Consider the following 20,857-nt stretch of genomic DNA (forward strand, 5'->3'; position numbering starts at 1 on the left):
CCAGGGTCACAAGCAAGAAAATGTCCCCGCGCAGGGCCTTTTTGACACGTTTGCCGGTTGACGCCCCTGTCCGGCGCCCATAATGTCCGCTGCAACGCAACGAGGAGCCTGTGGACGTGACCACCCTAGTCGTAATCGTAGGAACCAAGCGCATGGGCCGGTGACGGTTGACCATAATCGAACCCATGCGCCTCCGACTTGAAATCGGGGGCTTTTTTTATGCGTAATGACGATGCCGCCAATTGGAGCAAAAAGCAGATGACACGTGAGATGACCGGCGCGAAAATGGTTGTTCAGGCCCTGAAGGATCAGGGTGTGGACGTAGTCTTCGGATACCCTGGCGGCGCCGTGCTGCCGATCTATGACGAGATCTTTCTGCAAAATGACATCCGCCACGTCCTGGTGCGGCACGAACAGGGCGCGGTCCACGCGGCTGAGGGCTATGCCCGCTCCACCGGCAAGCCCGGCGTTGTCCTGGTGACCTCCGGTCCGGGTGCCACAAACGCGGTGACCGGCCTTACCGATGCGCTCTTGGACTCGATCCCGATCGTGGTTCTGACCGGCCAGGTGCCGACTTTCATGATCGGCTCGGACGCCTTCCAGGAAGCTGACACCGTGGGCATCACCCGCCCCTGCACCAAGCACAACTGGCTGGTCAAAGATACCGACGCGCTGGCCGGCACCCTGCACGAAGCCTTCCATGTTGCCAAGTCCGGCCGTCCCGGCCCGGTTCTGGTCGACATCCCCAAGGACGTGCAGTTCGCCAACGGCAAATACCAGGCGCCGAAACCGGCAGCCTCGCATTACCAGCCGCAGCTCAAGGGCGACATGGAGGCTATCACCGAACTGGTCGAAGCGCTGGAAACCGCCAAGCGCCCGGTCTTCTATACTGGCGGCGGTGTGATCAACTCCGGCACCGCGGCCAGCCAGCTGCTGCGTGAGCTGGTGGATGGCACCGGCATTCCCGTCACCTCGACGCTGATGGGCCTGGGTGCCTACCCCGCGTCCGGCAAGAACTGGCTGGGCATGCTGGGGATGCACGGTCTTTACGAGGCCAACATGGCGATGCACGGCTGCGACCTGATGATCAACATCGGCGCGCGGTTCGACGACCGGATCACCGGCCGCATCGACGCCTTCAGCCCCAAGTCGAAAAAGGCGCATATCGACATTGACCCTTCCTCGATCAACAAGGTGATCCGGGTCGACATTCCGATCGTCGGCGATGTGGCGCACGTGCTGGAAGACATTCTGAAAGTCTGGAAGTCGCGCGGCCGCAAGGTGAACCGCGAGGCGCTGGCCAAATGGCACAAGCAGATCGACGAGTGGCGCGCGGTCAACTGCTTGTCGTTTAAGAACTCCGAAAAAACCATCAAGCCGCAATATGCGCTGCAGCGGCTGGAGGAGCTCACCAAGGGCCGTGACCGCTATGTCACCACCGAGGTCGGCCAGCACCAGATGTGGGCGGCGCAGTACCTGGGTTTCGAGGATCCCAACCGCTGGATGACCTCCGGCGGCCTCGGCACCATGGGTTACGGCTTCCCCGCCTCGATCGGCGCCCAGATGGCGCATCCGGATGCGCTGGTGATCAACGTCGCGGGTGAGGCGTCATGGCTGATGAACATGCAGGAAATGGGCACCGCGGTGCAGTTCCGCCTGCCGGTCAAGCAGTTCATCCTGAACAACGAGCGCCTGGGCATGGTGCGCCAGTGGCAGGAACTGCTGCACGGCGAGCGTTACAGCCACAGCTGGTCCGAGGCGCTGCCCGACTTCGTTAAACTCGCGGAGGCCTTTGGTGCCAAGGGCATCTGTGTCAGCGATCCCAAGGACCTGGATGATGCGATCATGGAAATGATCGACTACGACGGTCCGGTGATCTTTGACTGCCTGGTGGAAAAGCACGAGAACTGCTTCCCGATGATCCCGTCGGGCAAGGCGCATAACGAGATGCTGCTGGGCGAAGCCGAGACGCAAGGCGTCATCCAGGCCGGCGGCGCAGTGCTGGTGTAACCGCGGCCGGGCCGCAAAATTCTTATGAAGAATTTTGCCAAAAGTTTTCTGAAAGCTTTTGGCAGCGACAAACGAAAGGACGGCGACTGATGTCTGCCCTGCATATCAAAAAAGGCTCCACCCGCCATTCTGCCTATAACCTGCGCCCGACGTTTTCGGACGTGCAGGAACGCCATACCATCGCGGTGCTGGTGGAAAACGAGCCGGGCGTTCTGGCCCGTGTCATCGGCCTGTTTTCCGGCCGCGGCTACAACATCGAAAGCCTGACGGTGGCCGAGGTGGACCACACCGGGCACCTAAGCCGCATCACCATTGTCACCACCGGCACCCCGCAAGTGATCGAGCAGATCAAGGCGCAGCTGGGCCGCATTGTGTCCGTCCGGGACGTGCACGACCTGACGGTCGAAGGCGTCGCGGTGGAGCGGGAACTGGCGATCCTGAAAGTGACAGGCGAAGGCGACAAGCGGGTCGAGGCGTTGCGCCTCGCGGATATCTTTCGCGCCAATGTGGTCGACAGCACGCTGAACAGCTTTGTTTTTGAGATCACCGGCGCGCCGGACAAGATCGACGCCTTTGCAGAGCTTATGCGGCCGCTTGGCCTGGCCGAGATCGCCCGCACCGGCGTTGCCGCGCTGCTGCGCGGGAACTAACCCTGCCGCCGGCCTGGGGCCAGCGCCGGCCTTCAGCCCTGGCTGGCCTGAAGCGGTGCGGAAGCGCTCCGCTTCTTTTCTGTTTTCAGCGGAAAGGGAACCACGCTGCCAAAGCCCTTGTCCGCGGTGCCGGCGTCAGAACCGCAAGCCTCCGCTGCTGACAGCCGGTCCGCCAGGTCCGGGCTGCCTTGTTCGATCAGGACCGTAAGGTTTTCGGCAATCCTGACATTCCCGCTAATGGACAGATCGAATTCAACCCAGTCCCCCGGGTTATATTCCGGAATCTCTGCCCCAGCTACATTTGAAAAGAACGCGAGGTCCCCCTGATCTTCACACCAGATTACGGCTTTCGTCAGGGGTTCATCCCGCCATAAAACGACTCCAATCATACCAGTCCTCGCATTGCCGCTCACTGATTTTGAAACAATTGAGGTGACGCCAACATGGTAAAATCCGCACTGAGCCATTTCATTTTGTGTCGGCTTGACACACGTTATGACGTGAATTAGCAACAGGCGTGACGCCAACGGGGAACGACTGCTGACGCCTCACAGCCGGAGTGTGGCATACTCAGCCTGGAAGCGCCGCAAATGCATCGCAAAAATTCGAACCGTCAGGGCCAGAAATGAACAACCAGAACCGTTCGCCAGCTGATTTGAGGAACATGTTCGGGGCCAATTTGCGCCAATTGTCGCGGCAATACCCGTCGGTTTCCGAACTTTCCCGCCAGCTTGGCATCAACCGCACTCAATTCAACCGTTACCTTTCCGGAGAGAGCTTTCCGCGCCCGGATGTGCTGGACCGTATCTGCCGCTTCTTTGAAGTTGATGCCCGGATTCTTCTGGACCCGGTGGAAAAACTCTCCAAAGCCGGCCAGGTGGTGAATGGAGCTTTTCTTGCGGATTTCCTGGGCCGTGGCGTGCAGCGGCTGAGCGAGGAGTTATTCCCGTCCGGGTTTTACCGTTTTACCCGCCGCAGCTTCATTAATGACGATAAGTTCGTGATCGGTCTGGCCTATGTGTTCCGCGACGGGGGCGTAACCTACATCAAGGGGTTCGAAGCCAAAGAGGCGATGTACAGCCAGGGGCTTCCGGCGACACCGGCAGTGCGCGAATTCCGCGGTTATATCAGCCGCCACGAGGATGGCGTGGCCTTCGTGATCGCGCGGCGCAGGGCGATGACGTATTCCTTCAACTATCTGGCCCGCGAGGCCTCTCTGGAGAACAATTTCTGGTCCGGCTACGTTGCCCGCACCGTCCGCGAAAGCCAGACCGGAGAGCGGGTAACGCGGATGGTTTACGAACACTTGGGCCGCGACACCGGACAGGTGCTGGCCGCTGCGCGCAGTTCCGGCTTTGCCGACGAGGCGGATCTGCTCCCCTTCCACCGCCGCTTGCTGAACACCGGCCAGCCCTTCCGCTGACGCTATTGCGCAACTGCCTGGCGGTAGATGTGCCAGGTGGCGTGGCCCAGAAGCGGCAGCACCAGGAACAGACCCAGGAACCAAGGCAGCAGCGCGGCAAAAGTAACGGCGGCAATCAGCGCGGCCCAGATCATCATCACCGTGAAATTCTGCTGCACATATTGAAAGCTGGTGATCATCGCGGTGACAAAGTCCACCTCTCTGTCCAGCAGCAGCGGCAGGGAAATCACCGTGATCATAAACAGCAGCAGTGCAAACAGTGCCCCGACAACAGTTCCGACTGCCAGCATGGTCAGCCCGTTCACGGTCATGAGCACTTCTGCTGAGCTGGAGACATTGGTCATGGTCGCGTGCCCCATGAACAGAGCAAAGATCATATGGCCGAGAAAGAACCAGAACAGGAATACCACAACGATGATGGCGCAGATTGAGGGCAGCTGACGGCGGCTTTGCTGCAGAACCACACCAAGGATCCCGCCAAAGGCAATCGGCTGCCCCTGCTCAAGCCTATGAGACACCTCATAAAGCCCCACCGCGGCAAAGGGGCCGATCAGCGGAAAGCCGATGGCTGCCAGGACCAGCCAGTAGGTGGTCCCCGTCTGTACGGTGATCCAGGCCATTGCCCAGCCTGCCAGCACGTAAAATCCGGCAAAGAACAGCCCGTAAAGCGGCTTGGCCCGGAAATCAGCCCAGCCCCGCCGCAGCGCCTCGAACAGCATCGGCATGGCAGCGGGCCGCAGCTCCGGCACCCCAAAGGGCTTTTCTGTGGTCATCGCGGTTTATCCTCCCGGTTTCCTATGCCTTTTAGCCTAGCCGCGAAGCCCGCTGTAAAAAATACTTTCCAGATATATATTTAGAATGCAGTTGCCGGTCCTGCCGAACAGCCGGTCCGTGCCGCCTCGGGAAAAAGACGGGCTGTTACGCCCGTCTTTCCGGCTGGCACAAATCAGCCCGCGCTTAGACAAAGACAAAATCGTCCGCCGTCAGCGCAAGACCCGCGCCGCCTTCCAGCCGCACCGTCCCGCCGTCGTGAGTGATCAGGCGGTCGCCGCCGCTGTCTGCGATGCCAAGGCTGCCAAAGCCGCCGCTGTGACCGCGGATCTGCAGGATGTCGGTGCCATCCGCGAAGTCCCGGACCAAGTCGTCCCCGGCTCTAAAGGCAAATGTGTCAGCGCCGCTGCCGCCGGTCAGCGTGTCGTTGCCCCCGCCGCCATTGAGGGTGTCTTTGCCGCGGCCGCCCGCGAGCCTGTCGTCACCGCCTCCGCCTGCCAGCGTGTCCGCGCCAGCCAGCCCAGCCAGCCGGTCATTGCCCCCTTTCCCAGCAAGTAGGTTCGCGCCGCCGTCCCCCGTCAGCTTGTCCCCTTTTACTGTGCCGGTCAGGTTCTCGATGGATGTAGCCTGGACATACCCGGTCCCTTCTGCGTCCAGCTTGCCGCCCGGTGCGCCAGGGTTCTGCCACGCCCCGGACAGGTTTAGGGAAAACACCACTCCGCTTGAGACGTTCGAAAAGTCCAATGTGTCTCTGCCGCCGCCGCCATTGATCTGAACGCCCGTGCTGGGATCGGCCTCGGAGACTTTGACGAGGTCCCTGCCGCTCCCCAGCCGGACCAAGCCCGCGCCCCCGGCCCCGATTTCCGCCGTATCACGCCCATTGCCGGTGGATATCAGCTCGACAAAGGCATTGCCGGTTCTGACACTGTCCTTGCCGTCGCCCGTGCGGACCACGGCAGCGCCGCTTTGGCCGATCACAACTGTATCGCTGCCATCGCCGGTGCTGACGAAGTCCGCAAACCCATCGCGGACCACAACCCGGTCATCACCAGCACTGGTGCGAACGGTACCCGCGCCGCCGGTACCAATGGTGATCACATCCCCCTTGGCCCTGTCCGCTGTGCTGCCGCCAAGGCCGGTCTCGATGTTGAACACAAACGCATTGCCGGTGGTGACGATATTCTCCTCTGCAAAGAGATGGATGGAAAACGTGCTGCCTTCCTGGTTTTCACCCAGTTTGACTTCGTGCTTTTTCCCGTCCCAGCCGTTGATTTGCCGCGCGCGGGTCGAATCCAGATCCACTCTGGAGTTGTAGCCCAGCTCCAGATAATCGATCCGGCGGCCAGTTCCGCCGTCCAAATCGGTGATCTTGGTCAGGTTATTCTCCGCAGCGCCGCCGAACCGGACGATCTTGGCCGTCCAGTCTTGCCCGGTGAGGCCGGCATCAGCCACCAGCCTGTTGTCTGCATTGCTCTCAAAGACATTGTAGGTGTTCAAAAAGCGGTCGAACCACGTAACACTGTCCTGGCCATCAAGCCGGGGAATGGCGGTTTCACCGTCAAACAGCAAGTTCAGATCAACCCGTGCCATGATACCCCCCCTCGAACCACGAACACCAACCTTGGCATTCTCCAGCAAAATGCTTCTGGCCCGGACGGACAAGGTGGCGATTTCGATAGCTTGCGAGCGGTTTCGCCAACGAAATAAGCTCCGGCTGGTCAGCCGGAGCTTGCAGTGCACTCAGCAGGTGCCGCCTCCTTTTGCCGCCAGATCAAACCGGCGGCCAGGATCACTCTTCGCCCTGGGCCTCGGAACGGCTTTTACCGGAGACATTCATCGCCAGTGTCGCCGCCATAAACCCATCCAGATCACCATCCAGAACCCCTTTGGTGTCAGAGGTCTCATGCTGGGTGCGCAAGTCCTTCACCATCTGGTACGGCTGCAGCACGTAGGAGCGGATCTGGTTGCCCCAGCCGGCATCGCCCTTGGCCTCATGCGCCTCGTTAATGGCAGCGTTGCGGCGGTCCAGTTCCTGCTGATACAGGCGCGATTTCAGCGCCTTCATGGCGATGTCGCGGTTCTGGTGCTGCGACTTCTCGGACGAAGTCACGACGATGCCAGTCGGGATGTGGGTGATCCGCACCGCCGAGTTGGTGGTGTTGACGTGCTGGCCGCCCGCGCCCGAGGAGCGGTAGGTGTCGACACGGATATCGGCCGGGTTCACCTCGATCTCGATATTGTCGTCCACCACCGGGTAGACCCAGACAGAGCTGAAGGAAGTGTGCCGCTTGGCCGCCGAGTCATAGGGTGAGATCCGCACCAGCCGGTGCACACCGCTCTCGGATTTCAGCCAGCCATAAGCGTTGTGGCCGGAAATCTTGTAGGCGGCGGATTTGATGCCCGCCTCGTCGCCCGCGCTCTCGGACTGAAGCTCGACCTTGTAGCCCTTCTTCTCGGCCCAGCGGACATACATCCGCGCCAGCATCGAGGCCCAGTCGCAGCTTTCGGTGCCGCCAGCGCCTGCGTTGATCTCCAGGAAAGTGTCGTTGGCGTCGGCCTCACCGTCCAAGAGCGCTTCCAGCTCCTTCTCGGCAGCCTTTTCCCTAAGAGCGCCCAACGCCGCCTCGGCATCTTTGACGACGTCTTCGTCCTCCTCCATCTCTCCCAGCTCGATGAGCTCGATATTGTCGGAGAGATCCTGTTTGATCCCCTTGTAGGTATCGATTGAATCCACCAGTGCCTGGCGCTCGCGCATCAGCTTTTGTGCGGCTTCAGGGTCGTCCCACAGGTTCGGATCCTCGACCCGTGCGTTGAATTCCTCCAGGCGGAATTCGGCGGTTTCCCAATTCATCCGCTGAGCCAGCAGCTCCAGCGACTTCTCGATCTCCGCCACGATGTTCTGGGTTTCCGCGCGCATGGGGTGTCCTTGCAATATCCGGGCAATCTCAGGTCAGGCCTGCGTGATAAACCACCCTTGCGCCGCTCGCAAGCCGCCACGCCCTGCCCCGCCGGCGCTGCGGAAAAACATCCTAAAATACCACGCAGAATCCGGCGCGCTAAAACGCGGCCTTAACACAGACCAGTTAACGCTTGTTCCCGCATTGTTTTCCGGCGGGCGGCCGCCACTGCACTGGGGACTTGGATTATGCCTAGCGGATATCTTGTCCAACTCGGTAACGGCTCGCTTGATCAGGGCGATACGATCACCACCAGCTATGCCGCCTTTACTGCTGACCAGACGCTTGGAGCCAGCAACTGGAGCTGGACAGGCTCGCACGCAGGCACGCCCTACACCAATGAGATTGAGCCGGGGGTCTATTATCTGGCCACAAACGGCAACGTCTACTTTGTTCCGGACTACGGTCCGCCGGACTCCGTCAGTTCGGCCAGCGCAGACACTCCGCCCGCTTACACCGACATGGATGGCCCGGTGGAGGGCACCAGCGGCGGCGATATGATCGGCAGCAGCTACACCGACGGCGATGGCGACCAGATCGACAACGGCAGCGGCGGCGGTGTCTCAGGCAACCAGGATACGGTGGAGGCTGGCGCAGGGGACGACACCGTGGATGCGGGCGCGGACAACGACCTCGTGCTGGGCGGCGCAGGCGGCGACAGCCTTGAGGGCGGCAGCGGCGATGACACGATTTATGGCGACAGCAGCACCGAGGCCGGGCTCAGCAGTTCGCAGCAAGGCATCGACGATGCAAACGTAACAGACACGTCCAGCGGATTCACCGTAACTGCCAAGGATGTCTCGGGCACCGCCAGCGCCGCCAACATCTCTTACTACAGCAACGCCTTTGGTGTTGCCGGGGCGGTCTCGGATTCCGACAGCGGCGTCCACGCGCAGATCGGCTACGACAAAGCTTCTGGCGTCTCAGAAGAGCTGATCATCGATTTTGATCAGGACACCACGGACGCCAGCTTCTCCTTCAAGCATCTCTATACTGACAGCTACGGGGAGGAAGGGCACTGGGCCATCTACAACGACGGTGTTCTGGTTGCCCAAGGCGATTTCACAGAGGACGGCGCAGGCACCGGCACCGGGACTGTGGATATCAACGGGTACGGTCCATTCGACCAGCTGGTATTGTCTGCGAACCTGCAAACCGATGGCACCGACGGTTCCGACTATATGGTCTCGAACATCACGTTCACGGTGCCCCCGGAAGACCCGGCAGACGGCAACGACAATATCTCCGGCGGTTCCGGGGATGATCTGATCTATGGCCAAGGCGGCGATGACACCCTGCAGGGCGGCAGTGGTGCCGACACTCTGGATGGCGGGGCCGGCGATGACAGCCTCATCACCGGTGAAGGCGATTCCGCCACCGGCGGCGACGGCGATGACTATTTCACCATCGTCGATACAGGCGACAGCGGCAGCAATAATATCACCATATCGGGCGGCGATGACGGGCAGACAACCGGCGACACACTGGATTTCAACGGCCAGCTCAACAAAGGCACGCTGAACATTACCGACGACAGCGGCGGCAGCCTCTCCGGCACCGCGACGCTGCTGGATGGCAGCGTGGTCAGTTTCTCCGGCATCGAGCAGATCATTTGCTTCACCGCCGGCACCAGGATTGCCACGGCGACAGGCCTGCGGGCCATCGAAACGCTGCAGCCGGGCGATCAGGTGATCACGCGGGACAACGGGATGCAGCCGGTGCGCTGGATCAGCCAGTCAACCGTGCCCGCAAAAGGTAACCTGGCTCCGGTGCGCTTGCCTGCGGGCCTGTTCGGATCGGAACGGGACCTGCTGGTCTCCCCGCAGCACCGGATGCTCTACACCGGTTCAAGCGCAACACTGCTGTGCGGCGAGCGCGAGGTTCTAGTTTCCGCCCTGCATCTGGTCAATGGCAGCAGCATCCGCCAGCAGCACGGCGGCATGGTGACCTATGTCCACCTGCTTTTTGACCGGCATGAGATCATCTATGCCGAAGGCGCCCCGTCCGAGAGCTTCCACCCCGGCAGACAGGCGGTGTCTGCCCTGGACGAACCAGTGCAGGAGGAACTGTTCAGCATCATGCCGGACTTGCGCTGGTGCCCCGGCACCTATGGCAACACGGCGCGCCAGTGCATGACGCGCCACGAGGCGGTGCTGCTTGGCCCCTAGTACAACCCGCCAGAACTGACGGTGCCAAAGGTGGCCTTGGGCCCCAGCACCGCGGTGCCGCCGCTGGAGGTGGTGACTTTGCGGCCGGACTGCTGCACTTCCTCGACCAGCGGCAGGTTGGATCCCATGGCAAAGCCGCCGTCATAGGTCAGGCCGAAGATCGGCTCGGCACCATCCCGGAAATACTCCGCAACCACATACGGACCGGAGGCATCGTCCGGCAGCCGCGCGCCGGTGTAGCGGTCGATCTTGATGAAGTGGCCGCCTTCCGGAACGTCAAACGGGCCGCCGCCGAATTTCTCCACCGCCTTGGTCATGAACTGCTGGAACACCGGTCCGCACATGGTGCCGCCATAGGCGCCGCGGCCCATCGGGCGGGGCTGGTCAAAGCCCATGTAGCAGCCCGCCACGATGTTGGAGGTGAAGCCGACGAACCAGACATCACGCGAATCGTTGGTGGTACCGGTCTTGCCCGCTGTGGGCACCGGCAGGTTGATCACGCTGGACGCGGTGCCGCGGTCAACAACACCCTTCATCATCGAGGTAAGCTGATAGGCGGTCACCGGGTCCATCACCCGCTCGCGGTCGGTGACGATGCGCGGCGGCTGACCTGCAGCCAGTGCCGGATCGGAACAATCCACGCAGTCGCGGTCGTCATGGCGGTAGATGGTGCGTCCAAAGCGGTCCTGCACCCGGTCCACCAGCGTCGGCTGCACGCGCTCGCCGCCGTTGGCGAACATCGCATAGGCTGCCACCATCTTGTAGAGCGTGGTTTCCTCCGCACCCAGCGAGTTGGCGAGGAAAGCGCCCATGTTGTCATAGACGCCAAAGCGTTCGGCATAGCCCGCAACCACCGGCATCCCGACCTCCTGCGCCAGGCGGATGGTCATCAGGTTCCGGCTCATCTCGATACCGGTGCGCAATGGCGTGGGTCCGTAGAACTTGTTGGTGGAGTTCTTGGGCCGCCACAACCCTTGCGGCGTGTTGATCTCGATCGGGGCGTCAACCACGATGGTCGCCGGGCTGTAGCCGCTGTCCAGCGCCGCCGCATAGACAAACGGCTTAAAGCTGGAGCCCGGCTGGCGCAGTGCCTGGGTCGCGCGGTTGAACACCGAGTGCTGGTAGGAGAAGCCGCCCTGCATCGCCAGAACCCGGCCCGAGTTCACGTCCATCGCAACAAAGCCGCCCTGCACTTCCGGCACCTGGCGCAGCGACCAATGGCTGAATTCCCCGTCCTTCTTTTCGGCCCGCACCAGCACCACGTCGCCGCGGGTGAAGTTGTCTGCAAAGCTGCCCTTCATCCACTTGATGTCTGAGCGCGGCACCGACCCGGTGCCCTTGCTCTGTTCGACACCCACCGTCATCAACTCGCTGCCGACCTCCAGCACTACCGCCGGATGCCATCTGCCGCCCAAAGCGATATCGCGCGGGACGTCGGCATCTGCCAGCGCCGCGCGCCAAGCCGTCTCATCACCCAGCTGGGCTTCGTCCAGCTGCACGCCGGTGCCCCGCCACTTGCCGCGGGAGCGGTCGTATTTCTCCAGGCCGCCGCGCAGCGCCAGCGCCGCTTCGGCCTGCATTTCATGGTCGAGGGTGGCGCGCACGGTAAAGCCGCCGGTAAAGAACTCGCCCTCGCCAAAGTCCTGGGTCAGCTGGCGGCGGATTTCATCAGTGAAGTAATCCCGCGGCGGCAGCGCGGTTCGGAACGCCTCAAAATCGCCGTTCTGCACCGAACGCAGCGGCTGGGCGACCTCCACCTCATAGACATCGGCGGAGATGTATCCGTTCTCGCGCATTTCCCGCAGCACATAGTTGCGCCGCGCCAGCAGACGGTCCTTCTGGCGCACCGGATGGTAATCCGACGGAGCCTTGGGCATCGACGCAAGCGTCGCCGCCTCATGCGGTTCCAGCTCGCTCAGCGTCTTGTTGAAATAGGTCTGCGCGGCGGCGGTCACGCCATAGGAATTCTGGCCCAGGAAGATCTCGTTCAGATACAGTTCCAGGATCCGCTCCTTGTCCAGCGTCTCCTCCAGCCGGGTGGCGAGGATGATCTCCTTGATCTTGCGCTCGGCCCGGCGGTCACCGGACAACAGGAAGTTCTTCATCACCTGCTGCGTGATGGTCGAGGCGCCGCGCACGTTCTGCCCGCGCGAGCGCACCGCCTCGATCGCGGCGGCCGCGATGCCGCGGGCGTCATAGCCCGAATGGCTGTAGAAGTTCTTGTCCTCGGCCGAGATGAACGCCTGTTTCACCAGGTCCGGGATCTCATGCGACGGGGTGAACAGGCGGCGTTCCTTGGCGAACTCGTCGATCAGATAGCCCTCGCCCGAATAGATCCGGCTGATGGTCGGCGGCTGGTACTGGGCCAGCAATTCATGGCTCGGCAGGTCGCGCCCGTAGATCCAGAACACCGCCCCGATTGTCAGCGCCACCATCGCCACGCCGAGGGTGATGGTACTGAAGATGGAGCCGAAGAAGGAGAGTATGAACCTGAGCACGGGGTTGGGCCTTTCTCGCGAGGTGCCGCCTATATAGGCGCGGCGGTGTCCGGGGTCAAAGCATGCGGCGGCGAAAGTGTGCTGTCCTGATATCTGCCGCCCGAAGAATTGGTTTTGAGCCGTCTGTGATGTATCCTGACAGGACAATACTAACAGCGGCTGCCCCATTTTCCCAATGCTTGCCGCGGTTCGGCGCAGGCGGCGGGCAGGCTGAACGCATGTGCACGCAATCGCCTTCTTGGCCTGCCTCCCCATCCACCGCCCGCCTTCCGCGGCGCGCACCCAATTCAGGTTTCACCCGGCAGCCCGAAAGGTGGAGGAGACTGCTATGGCCAAACTCGGAGCTCCGGTCGGCGGCGGCAAGACTGCCGTGAACGACCCCAAGGACGTTGTGCTGGTCCAGAAAATGCTCAACGAACATGCGGCGACTGTCGGCTACAAACGGGTGCCCACCAATGGCAAAGTGGGCCAGCCGACGATCCTCGCCATCGGCCAGTTCCAGCAGCAGGTCGTGAAAACCAAGGTGACCAGCCTGGTCGAACCCGGCTCCAAGACCTTCAAGATGCTGGACAGCTCCCCGGTCAAGGTCGCCGAACAATTCGCCAAGGCGCAGGGCGGCAGGCCGCTGCCCGCCAAGGGCAAGGTCTATGAGGTAAAATGGCGGGGCAAGACCCACTGGTTCACCGAGGACGACATGGGCGACGCCGTCGGCGCCATCCAGAGCCGCCTGCACACCGAAACCATGGCGTTCATGAGCACGCTGAACAACTACCGCGACCAGTACCGCGAAATGCAAAAAGGGTTCTGGACCTTTTTCGTCAAGATGGTGACCCCCAACGCCGACATCGAACGTCCTGCGAAGTCGCTCAAGAAGGCAGATGCCGCAGTCGGCAAGCTGGTGGACATGACCTATGGCAAGAACAAGAAAAGCCTGCTGGAATCGTTCAAGCAAATGAAAAAGACCAAGATCCTGCTCGACGCGGTGGCGATGGATCTGAACATGCTCTCCAAGGAGCTGGGGCAAAGCGCCAAGATCTGCGAAGAAATCTCGGTCGATCTGCGCGACGGCGCCGCAGACATTGTGCAGCTGATCCTGGTCACCAACGGGGTGAATCCCGCCACCGCGGGCGCCGTTGTCGCCGCCAGCAAGAACACCGTCCAGGAAATCGCCAACGGCTGCATTCTCAAGGGGCAATGGGTCAAGGCCGGCGGTGTGGCAGGCTCCTTCAAGCGCGTCACCTTTGCTGCGGTGGCGGGCGGCTTTTCGGGATGGCTCGGGGCCAAGGCCGGGCAGCTTGTCATGAAGGGGGTTGGCGAGCGGCTGGCCAGCCGGATGGTCAACTCCCGCTGGATCAACAAATACCTGTGGAGCACAGCGGCCCGCTGGGGCGGCAAGGAGATCGAGATCATCCTGGGCCGCTTCACCGGCATCCCGCGCAAGATCGGCGCCGAGATTGTTCTGCAGACCGTCCTGCGGATGGCGCACAAGTTCTTCACCGGCCGGGCAATTGCCAAGGCTTTGACCAACCACATGAACGCTTTGGAGAAAATCGTCAGCTCCTGCATGGAGAAGAGCAAGGCCGAAGGGCAGCTGATGGATTGCATCGCCGCCAAGCTGGAAAAACAGGGGCTGATGGCAAAAGTTGCCAATGACATTCTTGCCCCGCACAAGCAGGCGCTTGAACGCGAAATCGAAAAGGCGCTGGCCGAGGCGGAAGCCGCCTGACGCCAGCACACCCTTGCCCGCCTTGGCGCTTTACAGTTTGGGGCCGCCCAGGCCGTAGTCGCAGAACTGGCAAGTCTGCAGCGTGAGATCGCCGCCCTCGAATTGCAGCACCGTCAGCGCAGGTGCTTCAGCGGCGGGTTGAAAGGTGCTCCAGTCCCAGGCTGGGCGGGGCGGCGGCGCCTGGTACAGAACCGCTTTTGCGGTAGCAAAGGGAATGCCCTGCGCGACGCCGGAACAGGGCCGATGCACGTGGCCCGCCAGCAGGTGCAGCACATTGGGATAGCGGGTAAGCAGCGCCAGCAGCTCCGCCCCGTTTTGGAGATTGTCCGGGTCCTGCATCGGCAGCCCCAGTTTCACGGGCGGGTGATGCATCGCCACGATGGCGGGCCGCCCGTCCAGCGCTGCCAGCTCCGCTGCCAGCCAATCCATGCGCTCCGGGCACAGGATGCCCGCCGCCTGACCGGGGATCAGTGTGTCGAGGCACAGCACAGATAGCTCCCCGATATCCGCCCTATACTGCACAAAGCCGGGCATCGCCCCGGCTGGCAAAGGCAGCGCACTCCGCAATGCCTCCCTATCGTCGTGATTGCCGGTCAACGGCAGGACCGGCATTGGCAGGACATTGAACAGCTCGTTCAAGCGCGTGTAATTCCGCTCTGATCCGGTTTCCACCAGGTCACCGGTGATCAGGCAGGCGTCAGCATCGCAATGGTGTTCAGCGGCAAATTCCACCGCCGCCCGCAGCCGCAGCCGCGGGTCGTGGCCCAGTACCGGACCTTCAGCCTCGAAATGCAGATCGGACATCCAGATCAGTTTCATGGCAGCCTCTACTTCCGCACCAGTGCGCGGCGGGTGTCATCCTGGGCGCGCCAGGTGATCAGCCCGTTCAGGATGCCGCGGGCGGCCTTGGCGCGCCAGTCCGCGTCCACCAGGTTTTTCAGGTCGCGCTTGCTGGACAGAAAACCGATCTCCACCAGCACCGAGGGGATATCCGCCGACTTCAGCACCGAAAACCCGGCGGAGCGCAGCGGACGGTTGTTGATCGGCTTTCCTTGCGCCCGCAGCCCGTCAATCAGCGCCGCCGCCAGCGCGTCGCTGCGCGGCTGGGTTTCCTGCCGCGCCAGATCCAGCATCACTCCTGTCACCCGGTCGTCCGCCTGGCTGAGGTCGGTGCCCGACAGCAGGTCGCCGCGCAGATGGCGCTCCGCCAGTTTGGCCGACGCCAGGTCGGAAGCCTCTTTGGACAATGTGTAAACGGTGGAGCCATGCGCGCGGCCTTCCGAGATCGTGTCCGCATGCAGCGAAATGAACACATCGGCACCTGCCTGATGCGCCATTGCGATGCGCCGTTCTAGCGAAACAAAAAAATCGTCGTCACGAGTTATCATCACGGTGAACTGGCCTGAGCGCACCAGCGCCTCCCCCAGCTCCCGGGCGAATTGCAGCATCAGGTGTTTCTCGATGATGCCATCTTCGGTCTCTGCACCCGGGTCTATGCCGCCGTGTCCCGGATCAAGCATCACCAACAGCGGCGCGTTCTCGTCCCGCGCTGCCCGGCCCTGCATCACCTCAGGTGCGGGAAGATCCCAGCGCGGATCCTGCGGGGCACCGGCGCCGGCGGCAAACTCCTGCGCGGAAGCAGGTTCCAGCGACACCGCCAGCCGGGCCGCCGCAGTTACTTGATCGACACTCATTGCAGCCGAAGAAACCTTCATCGGCTCCGCCAGCTGCAGCACCAGCCGCGACCAGCCCGGCACATAGGTGCCGAACTGCGCGGCGGTGATCTGATCCCCCTGCACCAGCTTGTCTGCCGTCAGCCCGGTCCAGTCGACCTCCTGGAAATCCAGCACCAGCCGCGGCGGGCCGTCCAGGGTGAACAGCCGGTAGGGCACCCCCTGGCTGAGGCCCAGGGTGATCTCCGCGCCCCGCCCGGCATCCCGGACACGGCTTCCGCTGGCGTCAATGCGCGCCAGACCCCCAAAGCCGCTGTTGCCGGATTGCGCCCAGGCACCCGCCGCCAAAGCCCATATCAGTGCGGTGAGTGTAATCAGTCTGCCCATGCTCGCCTCTTGCCCGGCCTCTTGGCCTTTTGGCGGGCAGACTAGGCAATTTGGGCGGGCTTGGAAATCCGCCTTGTGCAGTTATCCCCGGCTCAGTCTCTGGACGCCATGTACAGCGCCAGACGCGCCAGCCCCTCCTCGATGTCCGCGGTAGAGCGGGCATAGGAGAAGCGCAGCGTGGTGGCCCCGCGCACGGGGTCGAAATCCAGCCCCGGCGTCACCGCAACGCCCGCCTTTTCAAGGATTTCCGCGGCAAAGCTGCGGCTGTCATCTGTCAGGTCCGACACATCGGCATAGACATAAAATGCCCCGTCCGGCGGTGCGATTTTGGTAAATCCGGCCTTGGGCAGCCCCTCCAGCATCAACTGGCGGTTCTTTGCGTAGACGGCCAGGTTCTCGCGCATTTCGTCTTCGCAATCGAGTGCGGCCAGCGCCGCAACCTGGCTGGCATGCGGGGCGCAGATGAACATGTTCTGGGCAATCCTCTCAACCACCCGCACATGATCTTCCGGCACGACCATCCAGCCAACACGCCAGCCGGTCATCGAGAAGAACTTGGAGAAGGAGTTGATGACGTAGCATTCATCCGTCAGTTCCAGCGCTGTCACTGCCTTCGCTTCATACTCCAGCCCGTGATAGATCTCGTCGGAAATGAAGCTGGCGCCCTCCGCCTGTGCCGCGTCGATCAGCGCCCCCATCGCCGCGTGGTCCAGCATGGTGCCGGTGGGGTTGGCGGGCGAAGCCACCATCAGCCCGGCTAGGTCCTGCCCGGCAAGGTCTGCCGCCACCGGCTGCAGCCGGTTTTCCGGTGCGGTCTGGATGTCCACCGGCGTCAGCCCCAGCGCCTTGAGGATCTGCCGGTAGGACGGATACCCCGGCGCGCCGATGCCAACCCGGTCGCCGCTGTCGAAGAGCGCGGTGAAGCTGAGCAGAAAGGCGCCGGAGGAGCCCGGCGTCACGATCACCCGGTCCGGGTTCAGATCGACGTTATACCAGTCGCCGTAAAGCTGCGCGATCCGTTTGCGCAGTTCCGGCAGGCCAAGCGCAACAGTGTAACCCAAGGCGTTGTTTTCCAGCGCATTCCCCAGCGCCTTCAGCGCTCCGGCAGGCGCCCCGGTGGAGGGCTGGCCCACCTCCATATGGATAATGTGGCGGCCGGCTTCTTCAGCTTTGCGGGCGGCCTCCATCACGTCCATCACAATAAACGGATCAACGCTGGAGCGGCTTGAGTTTCGCATTCTGATCTCCCATGGTGCGCGTATGAGTTTTGACCGTTTCTTCCGGCTGGCGTCAATCCCGGCTCTTGTGGTTTGCGCCCTGCTTCAGTTTGCGGCAGCGGCGCAGGCGGCATCAATCTCGCTGCTGCGCGATCCGGATATCGAACACGGTCTGAACCGGCTGGCTGCCCCCGTTCTGCGCGCGGCCGGGCTGAACGCCAAGCGGATGCGGATTCTGCTGGTCAACGACTCCTCCTTCAATGCATTCGTTTTGGATTCGCGAACGATTTTCGTGCATTACGGGCTGGTCCTAAAGGTCACCTCCCCGGAGATGCTGCAAGCTGTGATCGCCCACGAAGCCGCCCATATCACCAATGGCCACCTGGCGCGGCGGATGCAGAACCTGCGCTCAGCCAACAGCGCCGCAGGGCTTGGCCTGGCCTTATCTGTTCTGGCAGCCGCAGCCGGCGCCGGTGAAGCGGCGGGCGGTATCGCCATCGGCACCCGGAACTCGGCCCTGCGCAGTTTTCTGGCCCATACCCGAGCCGAGGAAAGCTCCGCCGACCGCTCCGCTGCCGACTACCTGAACCGCGCCGGCATCAGCCCGCAGGGCCTTGTCGACCTGCACAAAGCCTTTGCCGGCCAGGAAGTGCTCAGCGTCAGGAGCCAGGACCCCTACACCCGATCCCACCCGCTCAGCCGCGACCGCATCCGCGCCGCCCAGGCCTATCTGGCGGCGCATGGCGACAAGGGTCAGGCCAGCGCTGAGGCCCAGTACTGGTTTGCGCGTGTGCGCGGCAAGCTGTCGGCCTTTACCCGCGCCCCGAAATGGACCCTGCGCCGGGTGCGCGAAGAACAGTTCAAGGACGTCCGCCTGATGCGCGAGGCCGCCGCCTATCACCGGCAGAACAATCTGAAAAAAGCACTGAAGGCGGTGAACGGCGCGCTGGCCATGCGGCCCTCCGACCCCTTCTATCACGAACTGAAGGGCCAGATCCTGATCGAGAACCGGCAGTGGAACGCTGCCCTGGCCGCCTATGGCACCGCAGTCAAGCTTGCTCCCAGGGACCCGCTGACCCTGACCGGCTACGGCCGCGCCCAGCTGGCCGCGGGCCGGCCCAAGGCGGCGCTCAAAAGCATGGAACGCGCCCGGGCTATCGACTTCCGCAACCCGGTTTTGCTGCGCGACATGTCGCTGGCCTATGCCAAGACCGGCCAGACCGGCATGGCTGCCCTGGTCACCGCCGAACGCTATGCCTTGCAAGGGCGTCTGGATGACGCCGGCATTCACGCCAAACGGGCCGTGGCCCAGCTGCCAGCAGGATCCCCCGCCGCCCGGCGGGCGCAGGATGTGCTGTCAGCCTTTGAACAAGCTCAGAAGAGAAAGAGAAGAAAATGACCCCTTTCACCCGCACAGCCACCGCAGCGGCCACGGCCCTCGCCCTGCTGGGCGCACCGGCCCAAGCCTTTGACATCAGCGCTATGTCCGATGCCGAGCGCGTAGCCTTTGGCGAGCAGGTTCGCGAATACATTCTGGAAAACCCGGATCTGATTCTGGAGGCCATCGACCTCCTGGAACAGCAGCAGCAGCAGGCCGAAGCGGCCCGCGACGATGTGCTGGTTGCCGAGAACCTGGAGGAGTTGCAGAACGACGGCTATTCCTGGGTGGGTGGCAACCCCGATGGCGACATCACCCTGGTGGAATTCATGGACTACCGCTGCGGCTACTGCCGCCGCGCCGCGCCAGAGGTGGAAAAGCTCCTGGAGAGCGACGGCAACATCCGCCTGGTGATCAAGGAGTTCCCGATCCTGGGTGAGGCCTCGGTGCTGTCCTCACGCTTTGCCGTCGCCACCAAACAGGTTGCAGGCGACGACGCCTACAAGCAGGTGCATGACTCGCTGATCGCGTTCGGCGGCGAACCGAACGAGGTCGCGCTGCGCCGCCTGGCCGAGGGGCTGTCGCTGGATGCCGATGCAATCTTTGCCAAAATGGACAGCGAGGAAGTGACGGCCGAACTGCGCCAGACCCGCGCGCTGGCGCAGAAGATGGCGATCTCCGGCACTCCGACGTTCGTGCTGGGCAATGAGCTGTTGCGCGGCTACCTGCCCGCCGACCAAATGGAAATCATGGTGGCGGAGATCCGCGAGAAGCGCAGCTGATACTTACAACTGAACCGGCGGAACCGGGGCTCTGCCCCGGACCCCGGAGTTTTTTGGAAAGATGAAAGGGCAGGATCCCTATTCTGCCGCCTCTTGGGCCGCCTCGATCAGGGCGGCCTTTTTCTCGACCTCTTCGACGATGTGGTCGACCATCTGCTCGTTCGACATCTTGTGGCTGGCCTTGCCCGCCAGATAGACCATGCCGGAGCCCGCGCCGCCTCCGGTGAAACCGACATCGGTCATCAGCGCCTCGCCGGGGCCGTTCACCACGCAGCCGATGATCGAGAGGCTCATCGGGGTGTGGATATGGGCCAGCCGTTCCTCCAGCGTTTCCACCGTCTTGATCACGTCAAAGCCTTGGCGCGCGCAGGACGGGCAGGAGATGATGTTGACGCCGCGGTGGCGCAGGCCCAGGGACTTGAGGATCTCGAAGCCGACCTTCACCTCCTCCACCGGATCCGCGGAGAGGCTGACGCGCAGCGTGTCGCCGATGCCCATCCACAAAAGCTGGCCAAGGCCGATCGCCGATTTGATGGTTCCGGAGACAAAACCGCCCGCCTCGGTGATCCCGAGGTGGATCGGCGCATCGGTGGCCTCTGCCAGCTGCTGATACGCCGCGGCGGACATGAAGACGTCGGACGCCTTCACCGAGATCTTGAATTCGTGAAAATCATGATCCTGAAGGATGCGGATGTGGTCCAGGCCGCTCTCAACCATCGCCTCCGGGCAAGGCTCGCCGTATTTGTCCAGAAGGTGCTTTTCGAGGCTCCCTGCATTCACCCCGATCCGGATCGAGCAATTGTGGTCGCGGGCGGCCTTGATCACTTCGGCCACGCGCTTCTCGTCGCCGATGTTGCCCGGGTTGATACGCAGGCAGGCCGCACCGGCCTCTGCCGCCTCGATGCCGCGTTTGTAGTGGAAGTGGATATCCGCAACTATCGGAACCGGGCTTTCCCGGACGATCTCCTTCAGCGCTTTTGACGACGCCTCATCCGGCACTGAGACCCGCACCAGGTCCGCCCCGGCTTCGGCTGCGGCCTGCACCTGGGCCACCGTCGCCGCCACATCAGTCGTCAGCGTGTTGGTCATGGTCTGTACCGCAATCGGGGCATCGCCGCCGACGGGCACATTGCCGACGTGGATCTGGCGGCTCTTGCGGCGCTCGATATGGCGCCAGGGGCGGATATGGTTGATCGACATATGGCTCGTGTCCCGGC

The 20,857-nt window shown here is 62.6% G+C and carries 16 protein-coding genes; 7 read left to right on the plus strand and 9 right to left on the minus strand.

The window, feature by feature from the left end; genetic code table 11:
• The first annotated feature begins 258 nt into the window (after window positions 1–258).
• Complete coding sequence (locus ACXAED_RS20025) at window positions 259–2,010, plus strand: acetolactate synthase 3 large subunit (protein ID WP_475052736.1); 1,752 nt, start codon at window positions 259–261, stop codon at window positions 2,008–2,010.
• An 89-nt stretch (window positions 2,011–2,099) separates the two neighbouring features.
• Window positions 2,100–2,660, plus strand: a complete 561-nt coding sequence (gene ilvN, locus ACXAED_RS20030) for an acetolactate synthase small subunit (protein WP_475052738.1) — start codon at window positions 2,100–2,102, stop codon at window positions 2,658–2,660.
• 32 nt (window positions 2,661–2,692) lie between these two features.
• On the opposite strand, the gene ACXAED_RS20035 is transcribed toward ilvN, so the two are convergent.
• Window positions 2,693–3,187 carry a hypothetical protein gene (locus ACXAED_RS20035; protein WP_475052740.1) on the minus strand — a complete coding sequence of 165 codons (495 nt, stop codon included), beginning with the start codon at window positions 3,185–3,187 and terminating at the stop codon, window positions 2,693–2,695.
• Between the two features lie 137 nt (window positions 3,188–3,324).
• On the opposite strand from ACXAED_RS20035, the gene ACXAED_RS20040 reads away from it, so the two are divergent.
• Complete coding sequence (locus tag ACXAED_RS20040; RefSeq protein ID WP_475052741.1) at window positions 3,325–4,083, plus strand: helix-turn-helix domain-containing protein; 759 nt, start codon at window positions 3,325–3,327, stop codon at window positions 4,081–4,083.
• Window positions 4,084–4,085: 2 nt separating this feature from the next.
• Here ACXAED_RS20040 and ACXAED_RS20045 read toward each other — a convergent pair whose 3' ends face one another.
• The 3 genes from ACXAED_RS20045 to prfB all read right to left on the minus strand — a co-directional run bounded on the left by ACXAED_RS20045 (window position 4,086) and on the right by prfB (window position 7,771).
• The gene (locus tag ACXAED_RS20045; protein WP_475052742.1) at window positions 4,086–4,856 is read right to left on the minus strand and encodes a DUF2189 domain-containing protein; all 771 of its coding nucleotides are present in this window, start codon (window positions 4,854–4,856) and stop codon (window positions 4,086–4,088) included.
• Window positions 4,857–5,040: 184 nt separating this feature from the next.
• Entirely contained in the window at window positions 5,041–6,444 is a 1,404-nt protein-coding gene (locus ACXAED_RS20050; RefSeq protein ID WP_475052743.1) for a calcium-binding protein, read from the minus strand.
• A 199-nt stretch (window positions 6,445–6,643) separates the two neighbouring features.
• A complete protein-coding gene (gene prfB / locus ACXAED_RS20055) occupies window positions 6,644–7,771 on the minus strand; it encodes a peptide chain release factor 2 (protein ID WP_475052744.1) in 1,128 nt (375 codons plus the stop codon).
• A gap of 228 nt (window positions 7,772–7,999) precedes the next feature.
• On the opposite strand from prfB, the gene ACXAED_RS20060 reads away from it, so the two are divergent.
• Complete coding sequence (locus ACXAED_RS20060) at window positions 8,000–9,979, plus strand: Hint domain-containing protein (RefSeq protein WP_475052745.1); 1,980 nt, start codon at window positions 8,000–8,002, stop codon at window positions 9,977–9,979.
• Here ACXAED_RS20060 and ACXAED_RS20065 read toward each other — a convergent pair.
• Complete coding sequence (locus tag ACXAED_RS20065; protein WP_475052748.1) at window positions 9,976–12,477, minus strand: penicillin-binding protein 1A; 2,502 nt, start codon at window positions 12,475–12,477, stop codon at window positions 9,976–9,978. The genes ACXAED_RS20060 and ACXAED_RS20065 overlap by 4 nt on opposite strands.
• Before the next feature lie 328 nt (window positions 12,478–12,805).
• Between ACXAED_RS20065 and ACXAED_RS20070 the strand changes: the two genes are divergently transcribed.
• Window positions 12,806–14,203 carry a nucleotidyl cyclase domain-containing protein gene (locus tag ACXAED_RS20070; RefSeq protein ID WP_475052749.1) on the plus strand — a complete coding sequence of 466 codons (1,398 nt, stop codon included), beginning with the start codon at window positions 12,806–12,808 and terminating at the stop codon, window positions 14,201–14,203.
• A gap of 30 nt (window positions 14,204–14,233) precedes the next feature.
• Here ACXAED_RS20070 and ACXAED_RS20075 read toward each other — a convergent pair whose 3' ends face one another.
• The 3 genes from ACXAED_RS20075 to ACXAED_RS20085 form a co-directional block, all read right to left on the minus strand.
• The gene (locus ACXAED_RS20075) at window positions 14,234–15,022 is read right to left on the minus strand and encodes a phosphodiesterase (protein ID WP_475052750.1); all 789 of its coding nucleotides are present in this window, start codon (window positions 15,020–15,022) and stop codon (window positions 14,234–14,236) included.
• A gap of 8 nt (window positions 15,023–15,030) precedes the next feature.
• Entirely contained in the window at window positions 15,031–16,263 is a 1,233-nt protein-coding gene (locus tag ACXAED_RS20080) for an N-acetylmuramoyl-L-alanine amidase (protein WP_475052752.1), read from the minus strand.
• 92 nt (window positions 16,264–16,355) lie between these two features.
• A complete protein-coding gene (locus ACXAED_RS20085) occupies window positions 16,356–17,501 on the minus strand; it encodes a pyridoxal phosphate-dependent aminotransferase (RefSeq protein WP_475052754.1) in 1,146 nt (381 codons plus the stop codon).
• 22 nt (window positions 17,502–17,523) lie between these two features.
• Between ACXAED_RS20085 and ACXAED_RS20090 the strand changes: the two genes are divergently transcribed.
• Both ACXAED_RS20090 and ACXAED_RS20095 read left to right on the plus strand, forming a co-directional pair.
• Complete coding sequence (locus ACXAED_RS20090; RefSeq protein ID WP_475052755.1) at window positions 17,524–18,879, plus strand: M48 family metalloprotease; 1,356 nt, start codon at window positions 17,524–17,526, stop codon at window positions 18,877–18,879.
• Window positions 18,876–19,640, plus strand: coding sequence for a DsbA family protein (locus ACXAED_RS20095; RefSeq protein ID WP_475052758.1), 765 nt, complete (start codon window positions 18,876–18,878; stop codon window positions 19,638–19,640). The genes ACXAED_RS20090 and ACXAED_RS20095 overlap by 4 nt, the downstream gene beginning before the upstream one ends.
• 78 nt (window positions 19,641–19,718) lie before the next feature.
• Here the strand turns inward: ACXAED_RS20095 and ispG are convergent, their stop codons facing one another.
• The gene (ispG, locus tag ACXAED_RS20100; RefSeq protein WP_475052760.1) at window positions 19,719–20,840 is read right to left on the minus strand and encodes a flavodoxin-dependent (E)-4-hydroxy-3-methylbut-2-enyl-diphosphate synthase; all 1,122 of its coding nucleotides are present in this window, start codon (window positions 20,838–20,840) and stop codon (window positions 19,719–19,721) included.
• Window positions 20,841–20,857 lie beyond the last annotated feature (17 nt).

It is taken from the genome of Leisingera sp. ABM4_103, assembly GCF_056158685.1.